The 19803-nt window shown below is 62.5% G+C and carries 15 protein-coding genes; 6 read left to right on the forward strand and 9 right to left on the reverse strand.

What is annotated here, in order from left to right:
• Positions 1 to 351: 351 nt before the first annotated feature.
• Complete coding sequence (locus tag AWB78_RS25870) at positions 352 to 927, reverse strand: pseudouridine synthase (RefSeq protein WP_062608878.1); 576 nt, start codon at positions 925 to 927, stop codon at positions 352 to 354.
• A 203-nt stretch (positions 928 to 1130) separates the two neighbouring features.
• Between AWB78_RS25870 and icd the strand changes: the two genes are divergently transcribed.
• Complete coding sequence (gene icd / locus AWB78_RS25875) at positions 1131 to 2387, forward strand: NADP-dependent isocitrate dehydrogenase (protein ID WP_062608813.1); 1257 nt, start codon at positions 1131 to 1133, stop codon at positions 2385 to 2387.
• A gap of 158 nt (positions 2388 to 2545) precedes the next feature.
• Here the strand turns inward: icd and AWB78_RS25880 are convergent, their stop codons facing one another.
• Complete coding sequence (locus tag AWB78_RS25880) at positions 2546 to 2752, reverse strand: cold-shock protein (RefSeq protein ID WP_041730164.1); 207 nt, start codon at positions 2750 to 2752, stop codon at positions 2546 to 2548.
• Between the two features lie 523 nt (positions 2753 to 3275).
• On the opposite strand from AWB78_RS25880, the gene clpS reads away from it, so the two are divergent.
• Together clpS and clpA are read left to right on the forward strand one after the other, a co-directional pair.
• On the forward strand, positions 3276 to 3590 hold the full coding sequence (gene clpS / locus AWB78_RS25885) for an ATP-dependent Clp protease adapter ClpS (RefSeq protein ID WP_008351199.1): 315 nt from the start codon (positions 3276 to 3278) through the stop codon (positions 3588 to 3590).
• Positions 3587 to 5890, forward strand: a complete 2304-nt coding sequence (gene clpA / locus AWB78_RS25890; RefSeq protein WP_062608814.1) for an ATP-dependent Clp protease ATP-binding subunit ClpA — start codon at positions 3587 to 3589, stop codon at positions 5888 to 5890. The genes clpS and clpA overlap by 4 nt, the downstream gene beginning before the upstream one ends.
• A gap of 99 nt (positions 5891 to 5989) precedes the next feature.
• Here clpA and AWB78_RS25895 read toward each other — a convergent pair whose 3' ends face one another.
• From AWB78_RS25895 to AWB78_RS25925, 7 genes are all read right to left on the reverse strand, one after another.
• Entirely contained in the window at positions 5990 to 8500 is a 2511-nt protein-coding gene (locus AWB78_RS25895) for a hypothetical protein (protein WP_062608815.1), read from the reverse strand.
• Between the two features lie 543 nt (positions 8501 to 9043).
• Positions 9044 to 9490, reverse strand: coding sequence for a dUTP diphosphatase (dut, locus tag AWB78_RS25900; RefSeq protein WP_062608816.1), 447 nt, complete (start codon positions 9488 to 9490; stop codon positions 9044 to 9046).
• A gap of 11 nt (positions 9491 to 9501) precedes the next feature.
• Entirely contained in the window at positions 9502 to 10503 is a 1002-nt protein-coding gene (locus tag AWB78_RS25905; protein ID WP_062608817.1) for an LLM class flavin-dependent oxidoreductase, read from the reverse strand.
• A gap of 4 nt (positions 10504 to 10507) precedes the next feature.
• Positions 10508 to 11716 (reverse strand): bifunctional phosphopantothenoylcysteine decarboxylase/phosphopantothenate--cysteine ligase CoaBC, encoded by a 1209-nt coding sequence (coaBC, locus tag AWB78_RS25910; protein WP_062608818.1) that lies wholly within the window; start codon positions 11714 to 11716, stop codon positions 10508 to 10510.
• A gap of 54 nt (positions 11717 to 11770) precedes the next feature.
• Positions 11771 to 12289: a signal peptidase II gene (lspA, locus tag AWB78_RS25915; protein ID WP_062608819.1), complete on the reverse strand. Its 519-nt coding sequence runs from the start codon at positions 12287 to 12289 to the stop codon at positions 11771 to 11773.
• Entirely contained in the window at positions 12289 to 15120 is a 2832-nt protein-coding gene (gene ileS / locus AWB78_RS25920; protein WP_062608879.1) for an isoleucine--tRNA ligase, read from the reverse strand. Before ileS ends, lspA begins: the two co-directional genes overlap by 1 nt.
• Before the next feature lie 92 nt (positions 15121 to 15212).
• Positions 15213 to 16208 carry a bifunctional riboflavin kinase/FAD synthetase gene (locus tag AWB78_RS25925; RefSeq protein WP_062608820.1) on the reverse strand — a complete coding sequence of 332 codons (996 nt, stop codon included), beginning with the start codon at positions 16206 to 16208 and terminating at the stop codon, positions 15213 to 15215.
• A gap of 150 nt (positions 16209 to 16358) precedes the next feature.
• Here AWB78_RS25925 and purN point away from each other — a divergent pair, with 150 nt between their 5' ends.
• The 3 genes from purN to AWB78_RS25940 are packed head-to-tail and all read left to right on the forward strand — an operon-like array spanning position 16359 to position 19672.
• Positions 16359 to 17009 carry a phosphoribosylglycinamide formyltransferase gene (gene purN / locus AWB78_RS25930; protein WP_062608821.1) on the forward strand — a complete coding sequence of 217 codons (651 nt, stop codon included), beginning with the start codon at positions 16359 to 16361 and terminating at the stop codon, positions 17007 to 17009.
• On the forward strand, positions 17006 to 18304 hold the full coding sequence (locus AWB78_RS25935; RefSeq protein ID WP_062608822.1) for an RsmB/NOP family class I SAM-dependent RNA methyltransferase: 1299 nt from the start codon (positions 17006 to 17008) through the stop codon (positions 18302 to 18304). The genes purN and AWB78_RS25935 overlap by 4 nt, the downstream gene beginning before the upstream one ends.
• Before the next feature lie 3 nt (positions 18305 to 18307).
• Positions 18308 to 19672 carry a mechanosensitive ion channel family protein gene (locus AWB78_RS25940; protein ID WP_062608823.1) on the forward strand — a complete coding sequence of 455 codons (1365 nt, stop codon included), beginning with the start codon at positions 18308 to 18310 and terminating at the stop codon, positions 19670 to 19672.
• Positions 19673 to 19803: the final 131 nt, after the last annotated feature.

The following is a 19803-nucleotide window of genomic DNA, read 5'->3' on the forward strand; positions in this document are numbered from 1 at the left end:
CGACCCGGTCATTGAGTCATGTCGGTAAACGAGCCACCTACCTTTCGGTTGACAGTCATATCGACAAATTGATTTTCGATATGGCCGTGAACGCTTGAACCTTTCAAACACCCTGGAGCACACAGGTTGTTGTAATCGGTTGTTCGCTCATGCCGGATAGCTTTACGCGGCATCTGAGGCCCTTAACGCGTCGTGCGCGGAGTCGGTTGACGTGATTTACAGAGAATTGCGCAGCAGACCAAAAAAATATTCGATGCGCGACACGCACTACTCGAACTTGATGACACATTGTTTAAGCGCGCCGCAATTCACGCTTTGACGTTTCTTATTTGCGAGATAGTTGAATGCGATTCAACGAACGCGTTGCCACGGTGCGCGAGGTGCGACCTCCACGCTCTCGCCGGGCGCGATGCCGAGCGCGAAGATATCGAGGGCGCCGATCGCGACGCGCACGAGCCGCAAGGTCGGATAACCGATGGCCGCCGTCATGCGCCTGACCTGCCGGTTCTTGCCTTCGGTGATGGCGAGCTCGATCCACGTCGTCGGGATGGCGGCGCGATAGCGGATCGGCGGCGTGCGCGGCCAGAGCGCATCGATGTCATCTTGAGCGACGTACGCGGTGCGGCAGGGCTGCGTCACGAAGTCGCCGAGATCGACGCCTTTCGCGAGACGCGCAAGCGCGGCATCGTCGGGTGCGCCTTCTACTTGCGCCCAATAGCGCTTCACGAGCTTGTGACGCGGCTCCGCGATGCGCGCCTGCAGCGCGCCGTCGTCGGTGAGCAGGAGCAGGCCTTCGCTGTCCGCGTCGAGCCGGCCGGCAGGATACACGCCCGGCGTCTTCACCCAGTCGCCGAGCGAGGCGCGCGTCTCATGCGCGGAAAACTGGCAGATGGTGCCGAAGGGCTTGTTGAGGGCGAGGAGCGGCATCGAAAACTCTGAGCGGGGCGCTTTGATCGAATGCGGCATCTTAATGCATGCGCACGGCCGTTCCGGGCGCGCCGGGGCAGGCCAGCATGGTTAAAATGGTGTTGTGACCATCATCGCGTGCCGCAACGCCCGCGCATGCTGCATCGCGTTGCTTCTCTAATCAGTTTGCTTCCATACAAGCCCGGACTTATCTGGAGTCGACCATGCCGTATCAGCACATCAAGGTTCCGGCGGACGGTGACAAGATCACCGTCAACGCGGATAACTCGCTCAACGTCTCTGATCGGCCGATCATCCCGTATATCGAGGGCGACGGCACGGGCGTCGACATCACGCCGGTGATGCTCAAGGTCGTCGATGCCGCAGTGGAAAGAGCCTACGGCGGCAAGCGCAAGATTCAATGGATGGAAATCTTCGCGGGCGAAAAGGCGACGCGCGTCTACGGCCCCGACGTATGGCTGCCCGACGAGTCGCTCGAAGCGGTGAAGGACTATGTGGTGTCGATCAAGGGGCCGCTCACGACGCCCGTCGGCGGCGGCATCCGATCGCTAAACGTTGCGCTTCGTCAACAACTCGATCTTTATGTGTGCCTGCGGCCGGTGCGCTACTTCAAGGGCGTGCCGTCGCCGGTGCGCGAGCCGGAGAAAATCGACATGGTGATCTTCCGCGAGAACTCGGAGGACATCTACGCGGGTGTCGAGTGGGCGGCGGATTCCCCGGAGGCGAAGAAGGTCATCAAGTTCCTGCGCGAGGAAATGGGCGTGACGAAAATCCGCTTTCCGGAATCGTCGGGAATCGGCGTCAAGCCGGTGTCGCGCGAGGGCACGGAGCGGCTCGTGCGCAAGGCGATCCAGTACGCGATCGACAACGACCGCCGCTCGGTGACGCTCGTGCACAAGGGCAACATCATGAAGTTCACCGAAGGCGCGTTCCGCGACTACGGCTATGCGCTCGCCCAGAGGGAATTCAACGCGGAGCTGATCGACGGCGGCCCGTGGATGAAAGTGAAGAATCCGAAGTCGGGCAATGACATCGTCGTGAAGGACGTGATCGCCGATGCGTTTCTCCAGCAAATTCTGCTGCGTCCCGCCGAATACGATGTCATCGCAACGCTGAATCTCAACGGCGACTACATCTCGGACGCGCTCGCGGCGCAGGTCGGCGGCATCGGCATCGCGCCGGGCGCGAACATGTCGGATTCCGTCGCGATGTTCGAAGCGACGCACGGCACGGCGCCGAAATACGCGGGCAAGGATTACGTGAACCCCGGCTCGGAGATTCTCTCGGCTGAAATGATGCTGCGCCATCTCGGCTGGGTGGAGGCGGCCGACCGGATCATTTCGTCGATGGAGCAGTCCATTCTGTCGAAGCGCGTCACCTACGACTTTGCACGGCTGATGGAAGGCGCGACCCAGGTGTCGTGTTCGGGCTTCGGACAGGTGATGATCGAGAATATGTGAGGACTCACCTCGATTCGACGTGTTAAATAAAAACCCCGGAAGGCCTACGCTTTCCGGGGTTTTTATTCGGCGCGCCTGCCTCATATATGTGCAGGATACGGAGCGAAAAAAACCCGGCGCGAAGGCCGGGTTTTACGAGGCAAAGTTCGATCGAACGGTCAGACAGCGTCCTGGATGTTCGATGCCTGTTTGCCTTTCGGTCCCTGGACGATCTCGAAGCTGACCTTCTGGCCTTCTTTGAGCGTCTTGAAACCGTTCATTTGAATCGCCGAGAAATGTGCAAACAGATCCTCGCCGCCTTCATCGGGCGTGATGAATCCGTAGCCTTTCGCGTCGTTGAACCACTTGACCGTACCAGTAGACATTCGTACTTCCCCTCTAACTCTCGTCGCGACCTGAGCACGCTCGAAAAGCTCAACGGCCACCCCACAATGTGACCGCCCCCTCCTCACAAGCTCACCTCGGCCTCTTTTTTCGTCCGCGGTTGGCCCCCGGAAAAAAGTGCCAGTTTGATTGTTAAATCTCTTAAATCGGGTGTCAAGGAATTTTTGGGACAGCCGTTAAGCTCGTTGCATGGACCGCATTTGTAGGGTAATTCCTGCTTTGCGTGTGCGCTGCCGTCCAAGCACGTCATCTTGAAAAGTCGCATAATCGACTCACTTGTGTGATACCCGGCGGCCCGCGACGCCTTGGTGTTCGGTTTGTTTTTTTTGAAGCTGTGCGATACTGGATTCGACGAGGTGCAAGCGGGCCGCGCCAAAACGTTGGGCAGCGGCAGGATTCGATGGACGACAGCTGCGCATACGCACTTTCAGTGTTTCATTCCGACCGGATGGTCGGTGCTGGAGCGGCAATTGCGAGGGCGTCCGTGTTGTTTAGAATGGGTGTATGGCGATCAATCCCAACAAGCAGGATGGCACGGTACTGGAGCGGCAGGAGCAGAAGCTCAAGAAGCCGGCCATGTACAAGGTGGTGCTGCTGAATGACGACTTCACGCCGATGGAATTCGTCGTGATGATCGTGCAGGAATACTTCAATAAGGATCGTGAGACTGCGACGCAGATCATGCTGAAGGTTCATCGCGAAGGCAGGGGAGTTTGTGGGGTCTACACGCGAGATATTGCGTCGACCAAAGTTGAGCAAGTCGTTAGCCATGCACGGCAAGCGGGGCACCCGCTGCAGTGCGTGATGGAGGAAGCATGATTGCCCAGGAACTGGAAGTCAGTCTGCACATGGCGTTTATGGAAGCACGTCAGGCGCGGCATGAGTTCATAACGGTCGAGCATCTGCTGCTCGCCCTGTTGGACAATCCGACCGCGGCTGAGGTGTTGCGCGCCTGCGCAGCCAATATCGAAGATTTGCGTCAGAACCTGCGCAATTTCATTCATGACAACACGCCGACCGTGCCGGGCACGGACGACGTCGATACTCAGCCGACGCTTGGTTTCCAGCGCGTGATCCAGCGCGCGATCATGCACGTGCAATCGACCTCGAACGGCAAGAAGGAAGTGACCGGCGCAAACGTGCTGGTCGCGATCTTCGGCGAGAAGGACTCGCACGCGGTGTACTACCTGCAGCAGCAGGGCGTGACGCGTCTGGATGTCGTGAATTTCATTTCGCACGGGATTGCGAAGACCAACAGCGGCGATGCCGCGAAGGCGAACAGCGAAACCAATCCGGAATCGGAAGACGCCGCCGCGCAGAAAGAAACACCGCTCGCCCAGTTCACACAGAATCTCAACCAGCTCGCGAAGGACGGCAAGATCGATCCGCTGATCGGCCGCGAGATGGAAGTCGAGCGCGTGGTGCAGGTCCTGTGCCGCCGCCGCAAGAACAATCCGCTGCTCGTCGGTGAAGCTGGCGTCGGCAAGACCGCGATCGCCGAAGGTCTCGCGTGGCGCATCACGCGCGGCGAAGTGCCGGACATTCTGGCCGACGCGCAGGTGTATTCGCTCGACATGGGCGCGCTGCTCGCGGGCACGAAATATCGCGGCGATTTCGAGCAACGTCTGAAGACGGTGCTGAAGGAACTGAAGGAGCGTCCGCACGCCATTCTGTTCATCGACGAAATCCACACGCTGATCGGCGCGGGCGCGGCATCGGGCGGCACGCTCGATGCATCGAACCTGCTGAAGCCGGCGTTGTCGTCGGGGCAGCTGAAGTGCATCGGCGCGACCACGTTCACGGAATATCGCGGCATCTTCGAGAAGGATGCGGCGCTGTCGCGGCGTTTCCAGAAGGTCGATGTCACCGAACCGACGGTCGAGCAGACGGTTGCGATCCTGCGCGGCCTCAAGACGCGCTTCGAAGAGCATCACGGCGTGAAGTACTCGTCGGGGGCGCTGTCGGCGGCGGCGGAACTGTCGGCGCGCTTCATCACGGATCGTCATCTGCCGGACAAGGCCATCGACGTGATCGACGAAGCGGGCGCGGCGCAACGCATCCTGCCGAAGTCGAAGCAGAAGAAGACCATCGGCAAGGCGGAGATCGAAGAGATCATCTCGAAGATCGCGCGCGTGCCGGCGCAGAGCGTGTCGCAGGATGACCGCAGCAAGCTCCAGACGCTCGATCGCGATCTCAAGGCTGTCGTGTTCGGACAGGATCCGGCCATCGACGCGCTGTCGGCATCGATCAAGATGGCGCGCGCGGGTCTCGGCAAGCTGGACAAGCCGATCGGCGCGTTCCTGTTCTCCGGCCCGACTGGCGTCGGCAAGACCGAGGTCGCGAAGCAGCTGGCGTTCACGCTCGGCATCGAACTGCTGCGCTTCGACATGTCGGAGTACATGGAGCGTCACGCGGTGAGCCGTCTGATCGGCGCGCCGCCGGGCTATGTCGGGTTCGATCAGGGCGGTCTCCTGACCGAAGCCGTCACGAAGAAGCCGCACTGCGTGCTGCTGCTCGATGAAATCGAGAAGGCGCATCCGGACATCTACAACGTGCTGCTGCAGGTCATGGACCACGGCACGCTGACGGACAACAACGGACGCAAGGCGGATTTCCGCAACGTCATCATCATCATGACGACGAACGCGGGCGCCGAGGCGATGGGCAAGGCGGTGATCGGCTTCACATCGCGCCGCGAGTCGGGCGACGAAATGGCCGACATCAAGCGCATGTTCACGCCGGAGTTCCGCAACCGCCTGGATGCGATCATCAGCTTCCGCTCGCTGGACGAGGAAATCATCCTGCGCGTGGTCGACAAGTTCCTCATGCAGCTCGAAGATCAGCTGCACGAGAAGAAGGTCGATGCGGTCTTCACCGATGCGCTGCGCAAGCATCTCGCGAAGCACGGTTTCGATCCGCTGATGGGCGCGCGGCCAATGCAGCGTCTGATCCAGGACACGATCCGTCGTGCGTTGGCCGACGAGCTGCTCTTCGGCAAGCTGGTCAACGGCGGCCGCGTGACGGTGGATGTCGACGCGGACGACAAGGTGCAGCTCACGTTCGACGAGAACTCGGCACCGCCGCGCAATCCGAATCCGGAAGCAATCGAAGTGGATTGACCGAAGGGGTCTGCAGAAGCAAAAACGGCGCGGTTTCGACCGCGCCGTTTTTTTTTGTGGTGCGCCCGGCATGGGCGGACGCCAGCGGTTTCGACGGGCTTACTGGTTGAACGAGATCGGGTTATTCATGTAAGCGTTCAGCTTCTGTCTGACCCATGGTTCCGGATTGCCGATGGCGGCTACGATGCCGGTCGTCGCGCCCCCGCCCAGCAATATCGTGAAGATGCCGCGCAACGGAAAGTCGCCGTAGAGCGGATTCGAGATGTCGAACGGCTCGGAGCGAATGAACATATCCGTCACGGACTTGCCCATGTATTGCTGGAACGCTGAGGGAAACTGCAGCGCGAGAATCGTCGGATTGACATTGTGGTAATCCGAACCGATCGCCGGATCGCCCAGCAGACAGCTGCCCCCCGTGCCCCAGTGCTGCGAATCGAAATCCGCCGCCACGGGGTCGGTCGTCGTGGGTATGCGGCTCGCTGGAATCTGCCAGGGCATCACCGGCAACTTGAGCGCGCGGCTCACCGCCTTGCAGAAGTCGAAGTAGCGGTTCCACTCCCGCGGTCCGTAGCAATATCCGTTGACGTAGGCGCGTTGCGTGAAGTCGTCGGCTTCGTAGCGGTCGATGGCCAGGAAATCCGGCGTGTAGGGACCCGAATACACGCCGAGGTCCACCACGTAGTCGGCGGTCTGCTGAGCCATTTGGGCCGGGTCGATATCGTCCTGATAGATCCACTCCGAATAGCCGACGCCCCAGAGATTGATCTGCCATCCGAAGGTGACGGCGGGCGCGACGGTGCGCGTCAGCCAGTTCACCGCCAGCACATACCCGGCGATGGTGTCAGTGATGTCGCTGGGAATGGCCGCGCTGATCGACCAGTGGTCGAGCGCGGTCTGTAGCGGTGCGCGAACCGGCATGGCGTAAGTCGGCCCATAGTTGCCCTGCTGGCATGCGCCGAGGAAGTCCGGGTTCACGATGAATCCCGCCGGCACCGGATGCTTATGGTCGATTGCCTCATTGGCGATGTTCAGCGCGAGGATGTAGTTTGCGAAGCTGTGCGCGTGGGCATCGGCGTTCGCGAGCTGGGTTGGGGTGTCTCCGAGCGACAGATTGCAGGTATAGGAGACGAGTACGGGGAGTACCGGTTGAACGTTGCCCAGGTCCGCTTCGACCGAACGGGCAAGCGAAATCGTCGCTCGCGTTTGCATATCGTCGGTCAGATAGACGTTCGCGTCGCCAGCACCGTCCGTCCCCGCATAGTCGAAGAGCGACGTCGTGCGCGCCTCCACGAAGTCCGCCTCATTGCTCGGGACGAGGTCCGTGCAGCCGCCAAAGCACAGATAGTTCGGAAAGCCGCGTACCGCGAGATTCGCCGACGGCGAGATGGTCATCTCGAGCCGGGTACTGCCGTCCTTTGCCACGCTCAATTGCGACGGCACGTCGACGACATAGACGACGCTCGAGTTGATGAAATCGCTTGCCGTCACGCTGTAGTTCCCAGGCTGAACGAGTGCCGGGAACGATGTCTTTCCAGTCTTCGCTGCAACGGTTTGAACATAGTTCATCGAGTCGCCGATCAGCCGTAGCTCGATGTCCCGATCGACGGCCTGTGCCGCGGTGACATCGATAGGCAACTTGACGTACCCCGAAGTGGGAACGCCGGCCGACGTGACCATCGAATCGTCGATGGTCAAAGTCAACAGCGTATTCTCCAGCTTGACGTTCGGAATCTCGAACGAGTAGTTGACATCGTTGAGGGCAACGTTCTTGATCGTCACACGCGCCTTGCCCGAGGCAGGCAGTTCGCGCAGCGAGGTGAGACTGTTGGTTCGCGCGGCGAAGCTCGCGAGCGTCTGGCTCGTTTGGATGTCGGTCACGGTGACTTGCAGCGTTTCCGTGGCCAGCCCGGTCAGCGATGCGATGGAGATGTCGAGCGCGCAATAAGTTTCGACCGCGCCGAAAGCCAGAGTGAGATAAGTGGTCTGGCCTGCCACCATCGTAACCGTGCTCGGGTCAGCAACAAGCGGCGCGATGACGGTCTGGTCGCTCGTGCTGACGGGATTGGCGGTCACCGAGTAGGTGCCTTGCGCCACTTGTGTGTTGCTGGTCTTGCCGTATTGCAGCGGGATCGTCACGATGTTGCTGCCCTGCTGGAGCGTGAGCGTGGGCGTGACGCTGGAGAGCGCGGGGTTAGGCGCGGGCGGGCATGTGCATGTAAGCGTCCCTTCGATGGCGGGAGGCTGATCTGCGGCAAACACGAATGAGTTCAGCCAGGTGTCGGGACTCGAGACGACATCGCCGTTGATGCCGATCGTGATCTGGTCGGCTGGCTGCATCGTGTATGGCTGCGTGTAGCTGAGCGTCGCCGTGGCGTTGTACACGCCATCGGAAAGCTGCGACGTTTCCACAGTGATGCCGCCGGTCACCCAAGAGGTATAACTGGGCTGGATGGCCGTGGAGTCGAGGTTCGCAGGCGAATTAAAATTGAATGCGAGGTACTCGTTGACGGTGACTTTGCTGTTGTCTTCATAGCGAAGGTTGGAAACGATGATCGTGCCGTAATACTCATTGGCGCCCGCTCCAACGACTGCATCATAACTGATCTTCATATATTGATTCCCTGATCTTATTCCGTCGAATCCGATCACCTTAATATGAGATGAGGCTTGAATATATTTAGGTGAAGTCGAATTACGATACAAATAAATGATTCACAAAAACAGATATATTTCGGATTGCTAAGTAATTTAGATTAAATATCGCTATTGCTTCCTCTTTTGAATGCCGGTGAAAAATGCGCGTTGCGGAAGAGCTGCTCTCCAGGCGTGGCGAGAAGCTGTAGCCTTGCGGGGAGGGCATGCCCAGATTATTGCCCGGAACGTAATGCGCGCGATTATCCGCTGAAGATCGGTGATATTTCAGCGTTTATGTCGAAAAAACTATTCGATGGATTCTGGAAATAAATCTGTTTGTGTATTCGCTCCTGGATTGATGGATGGAGAAATGAGAATAACATGAAAAATTAGCGCCATCGTAATATTATGAGGATAGATCTGAAAGGTGAAAACGGAGATGCGCTGAAACACGGCGAGAAATAATAAGGCCGGACTATTGCAGCCCGGCCTCACTTAAAAATGTCGGAACCTGGGGGATTAATGCTTGCCGGTGCTGCCGAAACCGCCCGCGCCACGCTCGCTCGCCTCGAAGTCGTCGACGATATTGAACTGCGCCTGCACGACCGGCACGATGACCATTTGCGCGAGACGCTCCATCGGATTGAGCGTGAACGCGGTGTCGCCGCGATTCCACGTCGAGACCATCAGCTGGCCCTGGTAATCCGAATCGATCAGGCCCACCAGATTGCCGAGCACGATGCCGTGCTTGTGGCCGAGACCGGAGCGCGGCAGGATCATCGCGGCGTAGCCGGCGTCGGCGAGATGGATGGCGAGGCCCGTTGGCACGAGCACCGTCTGATGCGGCTCGATGACGAGCGGCGCATCGAGACACGCGCGCAGATCGAGACCCGCGCTGCCGGGCGTGGCGTAAGCGGGCATGTAGTCGCGCATGCGCGCGTCGAGAATCTTGACGTCGAGTTTCATGGATCGAGGCTTCAGCGGCCGAGCTCGAAGGCTTCGGCCAGGAGTTGATAGGACCGCGTGCGCGCGGCGTAGCTGCCGGAGACCGTGAGCACGATCAGTTCGTCGGCGTTGAATTGTTCCTGCAGTGCGTGCAGTTTTTCCGTGACGCGCTCCGGCGTGCCGATGATGCTGCGCGCCTTCTCATGCGCGATCACCGCGAGCTCGCGTTCGCCGTAAACCTGCGAGATGCCTTGCGCGATGGATGGAATCGGTTGATTGATCCCATACGCCATCTGCACGCGGCGCAGATCGACGGCGCGTTCGAGCGCCTCGGCTTCGCGATCGGTATCCGCGCAGATGACGAACACCGCCGCGGCGAGATAGGGCTTCTCTTCGTGACCCGGCGTGAAGCGCTCGCGATACGCCTCCGCCACGCGATGCCCATACTGCGCGTTGATGAAATGCGCGAACGCGAAGCGGATGCCGAGCTGCGCGGCGAGCATCCCGCCGAAATCGCTGGAGCCGAGCATCCACAGTTCGGGGCGTGTGTCGATCTGCGGTTGAAGCAGCACGCCTTTGGCGAGCGAGTCGTCGGGAAGAGTGCCACTGAAGAGCGCGACCAGTTCCGCGACCTGCTGCGGGAAGATGTCGCCGCGATTGTACGAACCGGCCGCGACCGCCTGTGCCGTGCGCATGTCGCCGCCGGGCGCGCGTCCGACGCCCAGATCCACGCGATTCGGAAACAGCGCTTCGAGCATCAGAAACTGCTCGGCGACCTTGAACGACGAGTAATACGGCAGCATCACGCCGCCCGAGCCGATGCGGATGTGCTTCGTCAGGCTGCCGATGCGCGCGAGCATCACCTCGGGGCACGGGTTCGACACGCCGTACAAACCGTGATGCTCCGCGCACCAGTAGCGCGTGTAGCCGAGATCGTCGGCGAGCTGTGCGAGATCGAGCGTGGCGGCGATTGCGTCGGCGGTCGTGTGGCCGTGGATGACCGGCGTCTGATCGAGAACTGAGAGTTTCGTCATCGTGTCATGAGAGCAGCGGGCCGCCGGTCTTCGGCGCACGCCGGGCGATTTCCGCGATCAACGTGCGCGCGAGCTGCTGCTTGTCGGCGCGGGGCAGCGGTGTCGTGCCGCTTTCTTCGAAGAGCACGACTTCGTTATCGTCGCGTCCGAAGGTGAGTTGTCCGATATTGCCGATGAGCAACGGCACGCCTTTGCGCTTGCGCTTCTCCGCGCCGTGCACGTCGAGATCGCCGCTTTCGGCCGCGAAGCCGACGCAATAAGGCGGGTTCGGCAGCTTCGCCACCGACGCGAGAATGTCCGGATTCTCGACGAAGTTGAACGCCGGCAAGGTATCGGCGGTCTTTTTGATCTTCTGCTCGCTGACGTGATCGACGCGCCAGTCCGCGACCGCGGCGACCGCAATGAAGATATCGGCATCGGGCGTGGCGGCCATGACGGCGTCGTGCATCTGCTGCGCGGTCTGCACGTCTTCGCGATACACGCCCCAGGGCGTCGGCAACGAAACGGGACCCGCGACGAGATGCACGTCCGCGCCAGCCTGCGCCGCCGCGCGCGCGAGCGCGAAACCCATTTTCCCCGACGAGCGATTGGTGATGCCGCGCACCGGATCGAGCGGCTCGAAGGTCGGGCCGGCGGTGATCAAGACGCGCTGGCCGCGCAGGATCTTCGGCTGGAAGAACGCGCAGATCGCTTCGAACGCGGCTTCGGGTTCGATCATGCGGCCATCGCCGACTTCACCGCAGGCCTGAGAACCCGAGTCAGGGCCGAGTACTTCGACGCCGTCCGCGCGAAGCTGCGTCACGTTGCGCTGCGTCGCCGGGTTCTGCCACATCTGCCGGTTCATCGCGGGCACGACGAGCAGCGGACAATCGCGCGCGATGCATAGCGTGGAAAGCAGGTCGTCGCACATGCCGTGCGCGAGCTTGGCCATGAAGTCGGTGGAGGCGGGCGCGATGACGATGGCATCGGCCTCGCGCGAGAGATCGATATGCGGCATGTTGTTCGGCATGCGCGCATCCCATTGCGACGTGTAGACGGGACGGCCGGAGAGCGCCTGCATCGTGACGGGCGTGATGAACTGCGTGGCCGCTTCGGTCATCGCGATCTGCACGGTCGCGCCCGCCTTGATGAGCAAGCGCGTCAACTCAGCGATCTTGTAGCAGGCGATGCCGCCGGTCAGCCCCAAAACGAGATGTTTGCCTGCGAGTTCCAACTTGCCTCCGTCGCAAAAGGATACGGCTCGGGGGACGGAGCCGTATCGTGAACATCAACGCGAACCGCGCACACGCCGCAATTCGTCGAACACGAGCAGCACCGCGCCGACGGTGATCGCGCTGTCGGCGAGGTTGAACGCGGGCCAGTGCCACGCGTTCACGTGAAAGTCCAGAAAGTCGATGACATGCCCGTACGCGATCCGGTCGATCACGTTGCCGATCGCGCCGCCCATGATGAGCGACAGCGCGAGACAGAAGAGCCGCTGCGTCGCGTGCTTCTTGAGCAGGTAGCAGATCACCACGGCCGCGACCACGCCCAGCGCCGTGAACGCCCAGCGCTGCCAGCCGCCCGCCATCGCGAGGAAGCTGAACGCCGCGCCGCGGTTGTAGACGAGCAGCAGGTTGAAGAACGGCGTGAGCGCGTGGGGATCGCCGTAGGCGAACACGCGCTGCACGGCGATCTTCGTCAGCTGGTCGAACAGAATCACGATCAGCGCGACGCCGAGCCACGGCGCGAGCGATCCGCTGCTCGCGGCTTTACCGGTAGTTTGTTTCGCCATCGTTCGAGCCATTATGCTGCGCCTCGCGATTCGCCGGCGCCGAAGAGGTTGGAGAAGCAGCGGCCGCACAGGCCGGGATGCTCCGCGTGCGAGCCGACGTCCGCGCAGTAGTGCCAGCAGCGCTCGCACTTCATGTAGCTCGATGCCGTCACGTCCACGCCTTCATCGGCTTCGCTCGCCACCTTCTCGATCTTCGCGGACGAAGTGATCAGCACGAAGCGCAGTGCATCGTCGAGGCTCGCCAGCGCGTCGTAACGCGCGCCGCTCGCGCGCACCACGACTTCCGCCTGCAGCGACGAACCGATCTGGTTCGCCGTGCGCGCTTCTTCGAGGGCCTTGGTCACGTCGCCGCGCGCGTTGCGGATGAGCGTCCACTTGTCGAGCAGATCGCCGCCGTTCGCGATGTCCGGATAGCTTGCGAACACTTCGGTGAAGATCGTCTCCTGACCCGGCTTGAGCACCTTGTACGCTTCTTCCGCCGTGAACGACAGATACGGCGCGACGAGACGCAGCAAGCCGTGCGCGATATGGAACAGCGCCGTCTGCGCGCTGCGGCGCTCGCGCGAATCGGGCTTCGTCGTGTAGAGACGATCCTTCAGCACGTCGAGATAGAAGCCGCCGAGATCTTCCGAGCAGAACGTCGCGATCTTCGCGACGACCGGATGGAACTCGTACTTCTCGTAGTGCGAGAGGGCGTCGTCCTGCAGGTTGCGCGTGAGCGCGACCGCGTAGCGATCGATTTCGAGCCAGTCCTGGACCGGCACCGCGTTCTTGTCGAAATCGAAGTCTGAGAGGTTCGCGAGCAGGAAGCGCAGCGTGTTGCGGATACGGCGATACGTTTCCGTCACGCGCTTCAGGATTTCCTCGGAGATCGCGAGTTCGCCCGAATAATCCGTCGATGCGATCCACAAGCGGATGATTTCCGCGCCCAGCCGGTTCGACACTTCATGCGGATCGATGCCGTTGCCGAGCGACTTCGACATCTTGCGGCCTTCGCCATCGACGGTGAAGCCGTGCGTGAGGAGCGCGTCGTAGGGCGGCCGGCCGTCGAGCATCGATGCCGTCAAGAGCGACGAATGGAACCAGCCGCGATGCTGGTCAGAGCCTTCGAGGTACAGGTCCGCTGGGAATTGCAGCGAATCCTTGTGCGAGCCGCGCAGCACGTGCCAGTGCGTCGTGCCGGAGTCGAACCACACGTCGAGCGTGTCGCGGTTCTTTTCGTACATGTTGGCGTCGTCGCCGATCAGCTCGCGCGGATCGAGCTTCTGCCACGTCTCGATGCCGCCTTCCTCGACGCGCTTCGCCACTTCCTCCAGCAGCTCCAGCGTGCGCGGATGCAGCTCGCCGGTTTCCTTGTGCACGAAGAACGCCATCGGCACGCCCCATTGACGCTGACGCGACAGCGTCCAGTCCGGGCGGTTCGCGATCATGCTGTAAAGACGCTGTTTGCCCCACGACGGATAGAACGCCGTGTTCTCGACGCCTTCGAGCGCGATCTCGCGCAGCGTGCGGCCGCCGTCCTTCGGTTTCACATCCATGCCGGCGAACCATTGCGAGGTCGCGCGATAGATGATCGGCGTCTTGTGGCGCCAGCAGTGCATGTAGCTGTGCGTGTACTTTTCGCTCTTGAGCAGCGAGCCCGCGCCTTCGAGCGCCTCGACGATCTGCGGATTCGCCTTCCAGATCGACAGGCCGCCGAAGAGCGGCAGCGATTCGATGTAACGGCCATCGCCCATCACCGGATTGATGATGTCGGAATCGGCCATGCCGTGAGCCTTGCACGACACGAAGTCCTCGACGCCGTACGCCGGCGACGAGTGCACGATGCCCGTGCCGCTTTCGGTCGTCACGTAGTCGCCGAGATAGACCGGCGACGTGCGCTTGTAGCCCGGATGCGCGGCCGCGAGCGGATGATGGAAGCGCAGGTTGGCGAGCTTCTCGCCGGCCGCCGTCGCGAGGACTTCACCGGTCAGGCCGTAGGTCTGCAGGCATGCCTCGACGCGCTCCTGAGCCAGGATCAGCAGGCCGCGCGGCGTATCGACGAGCGCGTACACGATCTCCGGATGCACGTTGAGCGCCTGGTTGGCGGGGATGGTCCAGGGCGTCGTCGTCCAGATGACGATGCCGCCTTCCGCCTTCGGCAGCGCGTTCAGTCCGAACGCCTGCGCGGTCTTCTCCGGTTCCGCGAACGCGAACATCACGTCGATGGTCGGATCGGTCTTGTCCTTGTACTCGACTTCCGCTTCCGCCAGCGCCGAGCCGCAGTCGAAGCACCAGTTCACCGGCTTGAGGCCGCGGAACACGAAGCCCTTTTCCATGATCTTGCCGAGCGCGCGGATTTCGCCCGCTTCGTTGGCGAAGTTCATCGTCTTGTACGGATTGTCCCAGTCGCCGAGCACGCCCAGACGCCGGAACCCGACTTTCTGCTTCTCGATCTGCTCGCCCGCGTACGCGCGCGCCTTCTGCATCACTTCGGCGGCGGGCAGCGACTTGCCGAACTGCTTTTCGATCTGGATTTCGATCGGCATGCCGTGGCAGTCCCAGCCCGGCACGTAGACGGCGTCGAAGCCCGCGAGATTGCGCGCCTTGACGATCATGTCCTTCAGGATCTTGTTGACGGCGTGGCCGAGGTGGATGTCACCGTTCGCATACGGGGGGCCGTCGTGCAGGATGAACTTCTTGCGGCCCTTCGAGGCCGCGCGGATCTTCTCGTAGAGCTTGTTTTCCTGCCATTCCTTGACCCACGCGGGCTCGCGCTTGGGCAGGTCGCCGCGCATCGGGAAGGGCGTGTCGAGCAGGTTGACGGGGTACTTCGAGGAGGCTTTCTCTTTCTTGTCGCTCATGGGTGACTCAGTGAATTCGGTGAGACGGCGCTTGTCTGGGCGCGCGATGATCGGTAAGCGGGGCAGCGAGCGGCGCATGAAGCGCCGCGCGCTCACCTAATTCGATCGGTGGCCGAAATGGCGAAGCCCGTGGCGCGGCTGCCGGCGTTGCTCGCGGGCGGCAGGCCGAAGTACGCGCGCGCGTTGTCGACGTCCTTCGCGATGGCGGCGCCGAGCGTTTCGAGGTCGACGTACTTTTCTTCGTCGCGCAGCTTCTTGAGGAACTCGACGCGCACGAGCTTGCCGTAGGCGTCGCCGTGCCAGTCGAGCACGAAGACTTCGAGCAGCACGCGGCCGGAATCGTCGACGGTCGGCCGCAGGCCGAGACTCGCCACGGCGGGCAGCGGTTCATCGGCGAGACCGTGCACGCGCACGACGAAAATGCCCGCGAGCGCCGGGCGCTTGTGCGCGATCGGCAGGTTCAGCGTGGGAAAGCCGAGATCGCGGCCGAGCTTCGCGCCGTGCACGACGTGCCCGCTGATGATGTACGGACGCCCGAGCGCGACCTGCGCCGCGTCGAGATCGCCCGCGACGAGCGACGTCCGCACCGACGACGACGAAATGCGCGCGCCGTTCGGATGCGCGACGGTGGCCATCTGCTCGACTTCGAAGCCGTGCTGTTCGCCGGCGGCCTTCAGCGAAGCGAAATTGCCCGCGCGTTTCGCGCCGTAGCAGAAGTCGTCGCCGACCATCACCCAGCGCGCGTGCAGGCCGTCGACGATGACGTTCTTCACGAACGTATCCGGCGACTGGCTCGCGAACGTCTTGTTGAAATGCTCGACCACCACGCGATCGACGCCGTTGGTGCGCAGCGCTTCGAGCTTGTCACGCAGCATCGCGATGCGCGGCGGCGCGCCCGACGGATTGAAGAACTCGCGCGGATGCGGCTCGAAGGTCATCACGCAGACCGGCAGGCCGCGCGCGTCGGCCGCGGCCCGCACGTGCGCGAGCAGCGCCTGGTGACCGCGATGGACACCGTCGAAGTTGCCGATGGTCAGTGCGCAGGGCGCCCGGCTTTCGGCATTGGGGAGGCCGCGAAAGACTCTCACGATAGGCGTTGGTCGGTGGGAGGGGCTGATGCCGCAAAGCGTTAGATTATAAACGCTCGCACGGACCGACGGGCGCGCGCGGGCAGGCCGGTGCCCGCGCCGATCCCGTTTGGCACGATTTTCGCACCTCGCGAATGATAAAATCCGCGGATGAAAAAAATCGTCATTCTGATCTCCGGACGCGGGAGCAACATGGAGGCCGTCGTGCGTGCATGCGCGCGCGAAGGCTGGCCGGCCCGCATCTGCGCGGTCATTTCCAACCGGCCCGATGCCGCCGGGCTAGGCTTCGCGCAAGCGAACGGCATCGCAACCGCTGTGGTCGATCATCGTCAGTTCGACGGGCGCGAATCGTTCGATGCCGCGCTCGCGCGTGAAATCGATGGCTTCGAGCCCGATCTCGTCGTGCTGGCGGGCTTCATGCGCGTGTTGACCGACGCCTTCGTCGGGAAATATGCCGGGCGCATGCTCAACATCCATCCGTCGCTGCTGCCGTGTTTTCCGGGCCTGCGCACGCATCAGCAGGCGCTCGACGCCGGCGTGCGCGTGCACGGCGCGAGCGTGCATTTCGTCACGCCCACGCTGGATCACGGGCCGATCGTGGCCCAAGGCGCGGTGCCGGTCATCGCCGGCGACGATGCCGCGGCGCTGGCCGCGCGCGTGCTGAAGGTCGAGCACGTCATTTACCCGCGCGCGGTGCGCTGGTTCATCGAAGGGCGTCTTTCTATCGAAGGGGAGCGCGTCGCGCTCACGCCGTCTGAGCCGCAATGGCTCTTTGCCGACATTGCCGGGGAGGGCGTATGAGGCTGCATGGATTTTTGATCGGACAAACCGAAACATTGCTGGCGGACGTGCTGCGCTTCGCCGGCCCCGCCGATGCCGCGACGAGCCGCTTTTTCCGCGCGCATCCGAAGCTCGGACACAGCGAGCGCGGCGTGATCGCCGAAGCCGTGTTCGCGGTGCTGCGCCGGAAGATGGAGTTTTCGCACCTCGCGGAAAGCGGCAGCGGCAACCAGGCACGCCGTCTCGCGCTGCTCGGGCTGATGCAGACAGCCGGTCTGTCGGCGCTCAAGCCCTTCGTTTCCGCCGACGAGCACCAGTGGCTCGCTCAAGTCTCGAAGATCGATCCGGCGAGCCTGCCCGTGCGCGTGCGCACGAACCTGCCGCAGTGGATCTACGACGCGATGGGCAAGCGTTTCGAGCCCGAGGAACTCGCGCAACTGGCCGCCGCGCTGAACTATCCGGCGCCGCTCGACCTGCGCGCGAATCCGATCAAGGCGAGCCGCGACGATGTGCTGAAGGCGCTGACCGGCGCGGGCATCGACGCGGGCGAAATGCCTTTCGCGCCGTTCGGCATCCGCGTGGACGGCAAACCGGCGCTGACGCGTCTCGCGCCGTTCCAGGAAGGCTGGATCGAAGTGCAGGACGAGGGCAGCCAGCTCCTCTGCTCGCTGATCGCCCCGCGCCGCGGCGAGATGATCGTCGATTTCTGCGCGGGCGCGGGCGGCAAAACGCTCGCCCTCGGCGCGATGATGCGCTCGACCGGCCGCCTCTACGCGTTCGATGTCTCCGACCGGCGTCTCGCCAAGCTGAAGCCGCGCCTCGCGCGCAGCGGGCTGTCGAACGTGAATCCCGTGCTGATCGACAGCGAGCACGACGCGAAGATCAAGCGCCTCGCGGGCAAGATCGACCGCGTGCTGGTCGATGCGCCGTGCTCGGGCCTGGGCACGCTGCGCCGCAATCCGGACCTCAAGTGGCGCCAGTCGCCCGCGACCGTCGCGGAACTCACGCCGAAGCAGCTCTCGATCCTCACGAGCGCCGCGCGCCTCGTGAAAACCGGCGGGCGTCTCGTCTACGCGACCTGCTCGATGCTCGAAGCGGAGAACGAAGGCGTCGTGAAGCAGTTCCTCGAGGCGCATCCGAACTTCCGCGTGGTGCCCGCGCGCGACGTGCTCGCGGAACAGCGCATCGACCTCGACACGGGCGAATTTCTGTCGTTGTGGCCGCACAAGCACGGCACCGATGGCTTCTTCGCGGCGGTGCTGGAGCGCGTGCCGGACGCCGCGAAAGCGCCCAAAGCGGCTGAAGAAACCGCGTAAGCAATGCAGAACCGCTTCCTGACCGAGCTCTCCACACGGCTTTTTCGCGATTTCGGCGAGTCGGAGATGATCTGGCAGGTCGCGGTGCTGCTCGGCCTGCTCGTGGTCGCCTGGTGGTGCGCGCGTCTGCTTCGCAAGAAGCTCGACGCGCGTCGCCAGTCGCGTTTCGAAGCGGTGCGCTTCAGCGCGGAAAGTCTCAACAAGGCGCTCTTTCCGCTGCTCGGCACGGTGTTCGTGTCGATCGCGCAGGTGGCGCTCACGCCGTTCATCCACACGTCGTTCCTGCGTCTCGCGCTCGTGCCGCTGTGCGGCATCACCGTCATCTACACGATGCTCTACGTCGCGCGGCGCGTGTTCAGCCGCGGCCAGGCGGAGCACGAGGCGAACGCGCTGCTCTATCTCTTCGAGAAGCTCGTGACGGCGATCGTCTGGGTCGCGATGCTGCTCACCGTGATGGGCATCCAGGACGATGTCGTTCACTGGATGGCGAGCGTGCGCTTCAACTTCGCGAACGCGCACATGACGCTGCTCTCGCTCGCGTCGGGCGTGCTGTGGGTGTGCGTGACGCTGATCGTCGCGATGTGGGCGGGCGCGCTGCTAGACGACCGCCTGATGCGCGCCCGTTCCCTCGATGCGAACCTGAAGGTCGTGCTCGCGCGCGTCGGACGGGCGCTGATGATCCTCGCCGCGATTCTCGTGAGCCTGTCGATCGTCGGCATCGACATCACCGTGCTCGGCGTGTTCGGCGGCGCGCTCGGCGTCGGGCTCGGCTTTGGCTTGCAGAAGATCGCGAGCAATTACGTATCGGGCTTCATCATCCTGCTCGACCGCTCCTTGCGCCTCGGCGACATGATCAATGTCGCCGGCAGTCAGGGCACCGTCACGCAGATCCGCACGCGCTACACCGTCGTGCGCGGGCTGGACGGAATCGAGACCCTGATTCCGAACGAAAAGCTCATCACCGACGTGGTGCAGAACCATTCGTCGTACCTCACGCGCGGCAATGCCAAGATCGCGGTGCAGGTGAGCTACCGCTGCGACGTCGAACGCGCGATGCAACTGCTCGTCGAGGCGACGCAAGGCGTCGAGCGCGTGCTGCAGGACCCGGCGCCCGCCGCGCTGCTCGCGAGCTTCGGCGCCGACGGCATCAATCTGGAGCTGAGTTTCTGGATCGAGGAAGCCGCGAAGGGCACGGGCGGCGTAAAGTCGCACGTGAATCGTGCCGTTTGGCGGTTATTCTCGGAACATGGCATTGAAATCCCGTACGCTCAGCGCGAGATAAGGATTATCGATGGCGTCGCCCGAACGGGCGGCGAATCGGTACTAAATGCCGAAATCGATGATCGCGGTGCGGCACCCGCGGCCTGATTGGCTGCGGAGGCGCAATCTTTCGATTTGGCAAGAGAATCAGCACCATTTCGAGGCGTCAGTTTTTCCTCGTTTTGCTACGATTCAAAAAATTTCACCTTTAGTACAAAGACTTGGAACGCATGCAGTAG

The organism is Caballeronia calidae, assembly GCF_900044055.2.
Taxonomy (GTDB): Bacteria; Pseudomonadota; Gammaproteobacteria; order Burkholderiales; family Burkholderiaceae; genus Caballeronia; species Caballeronia calidae.

Excerpts from the sequence above, each read along its gene's own strand:
- AWB78_RS25895 (WP_062608815.1), bottom strand. The coding sequence starts at position 8,500 with ATGAAGATCAGTTATGATGCAGTCGTTGGAGCGGGCGCCAATGAGTAT.
- purN (WP_062608821.1), top strand. The coding sequence starts at position 16,359 with ATGAAAAAAATCGTCATTCTGATCTCCGGACGCGGGAGCAACATGGAG.
- AWB78_RS25935 (WP_062608822.1), top strand. The coding sequence starts at position 17,006 with ATGAGGCTGCATGGATTTTTGATCGGACAAACCGAAACATTGCTGGCG.
- AWB78_RS25905 (WP_062608817.1), bottom strand. The coding sequence starts at position 10,503 with ATGACGAAACTCTCAGTTCTCGATCAGACGCCGGTCATCCACGGCCAC.
- clpA (WP_062608814.1), top strand. The coding sequence starts at position 3,587 with ATGATTGCCCAGGAACTGGAAGTCAGTCTGCACATGGCGTTTATGGAA.
- AWB78_RS25940 (WP_062608823.1), top strand. The coding sequence starts at position 18,308 with ATGCAGAACCGCTTCCTGACCGAGCTCTCCACACGGCTTTTTCGCGAT.
- ileS (WP_062608879.1), bottom strand. The coding sequence starts at position 15,120 with ATGAGCGACAAGAAAGAGAAAGCCTCCTCGAAGTACCCCGTCAACCTG.
- lspA (WP_062608819.1), bottom strand. The coding sequence starts at position 12,289 with ATGGCTCGAACGATGGCGAAACAAACTACCGGTAAAGCCGCGAGCAGC.
- dut (WP_062608816.1), bottom strand. The coding sequence starts at position 9,490 with ATGAAACTCGACGTCAAGATTCTCGACGCGCGCATGCGCGACTACATG.
- icd (WP_062608813.1), top strand. The coding sequence starts at position 1,131 with ATGCCGTATCAGCACATCAAGGTTCCGGCGGACGGTGACAAGATCACC.
- clpS (WP_008351199.1), top strand. The coding sequence starts at position 3,276 with ATGGCGATCAATCCCAACAAGCAGGATGGCACGGTACTGGAGCGGCAG.
- AWB78_RS25870 (WP_062608878.1), bottom strand. The coding sequence starts at position 927 with ATGCCGCTCCTCGCCCTCAACAAGCCCTTCGGCACCATCTGCCAGTTT.
- AWB78_RS25880 (WP_041730164.1), bottom strand. The coding sequence starts at position 2,752 with ATGTCTACTGGTACGGTCAAGTGGTTCAACGACGCGAAAGGCTACGGA.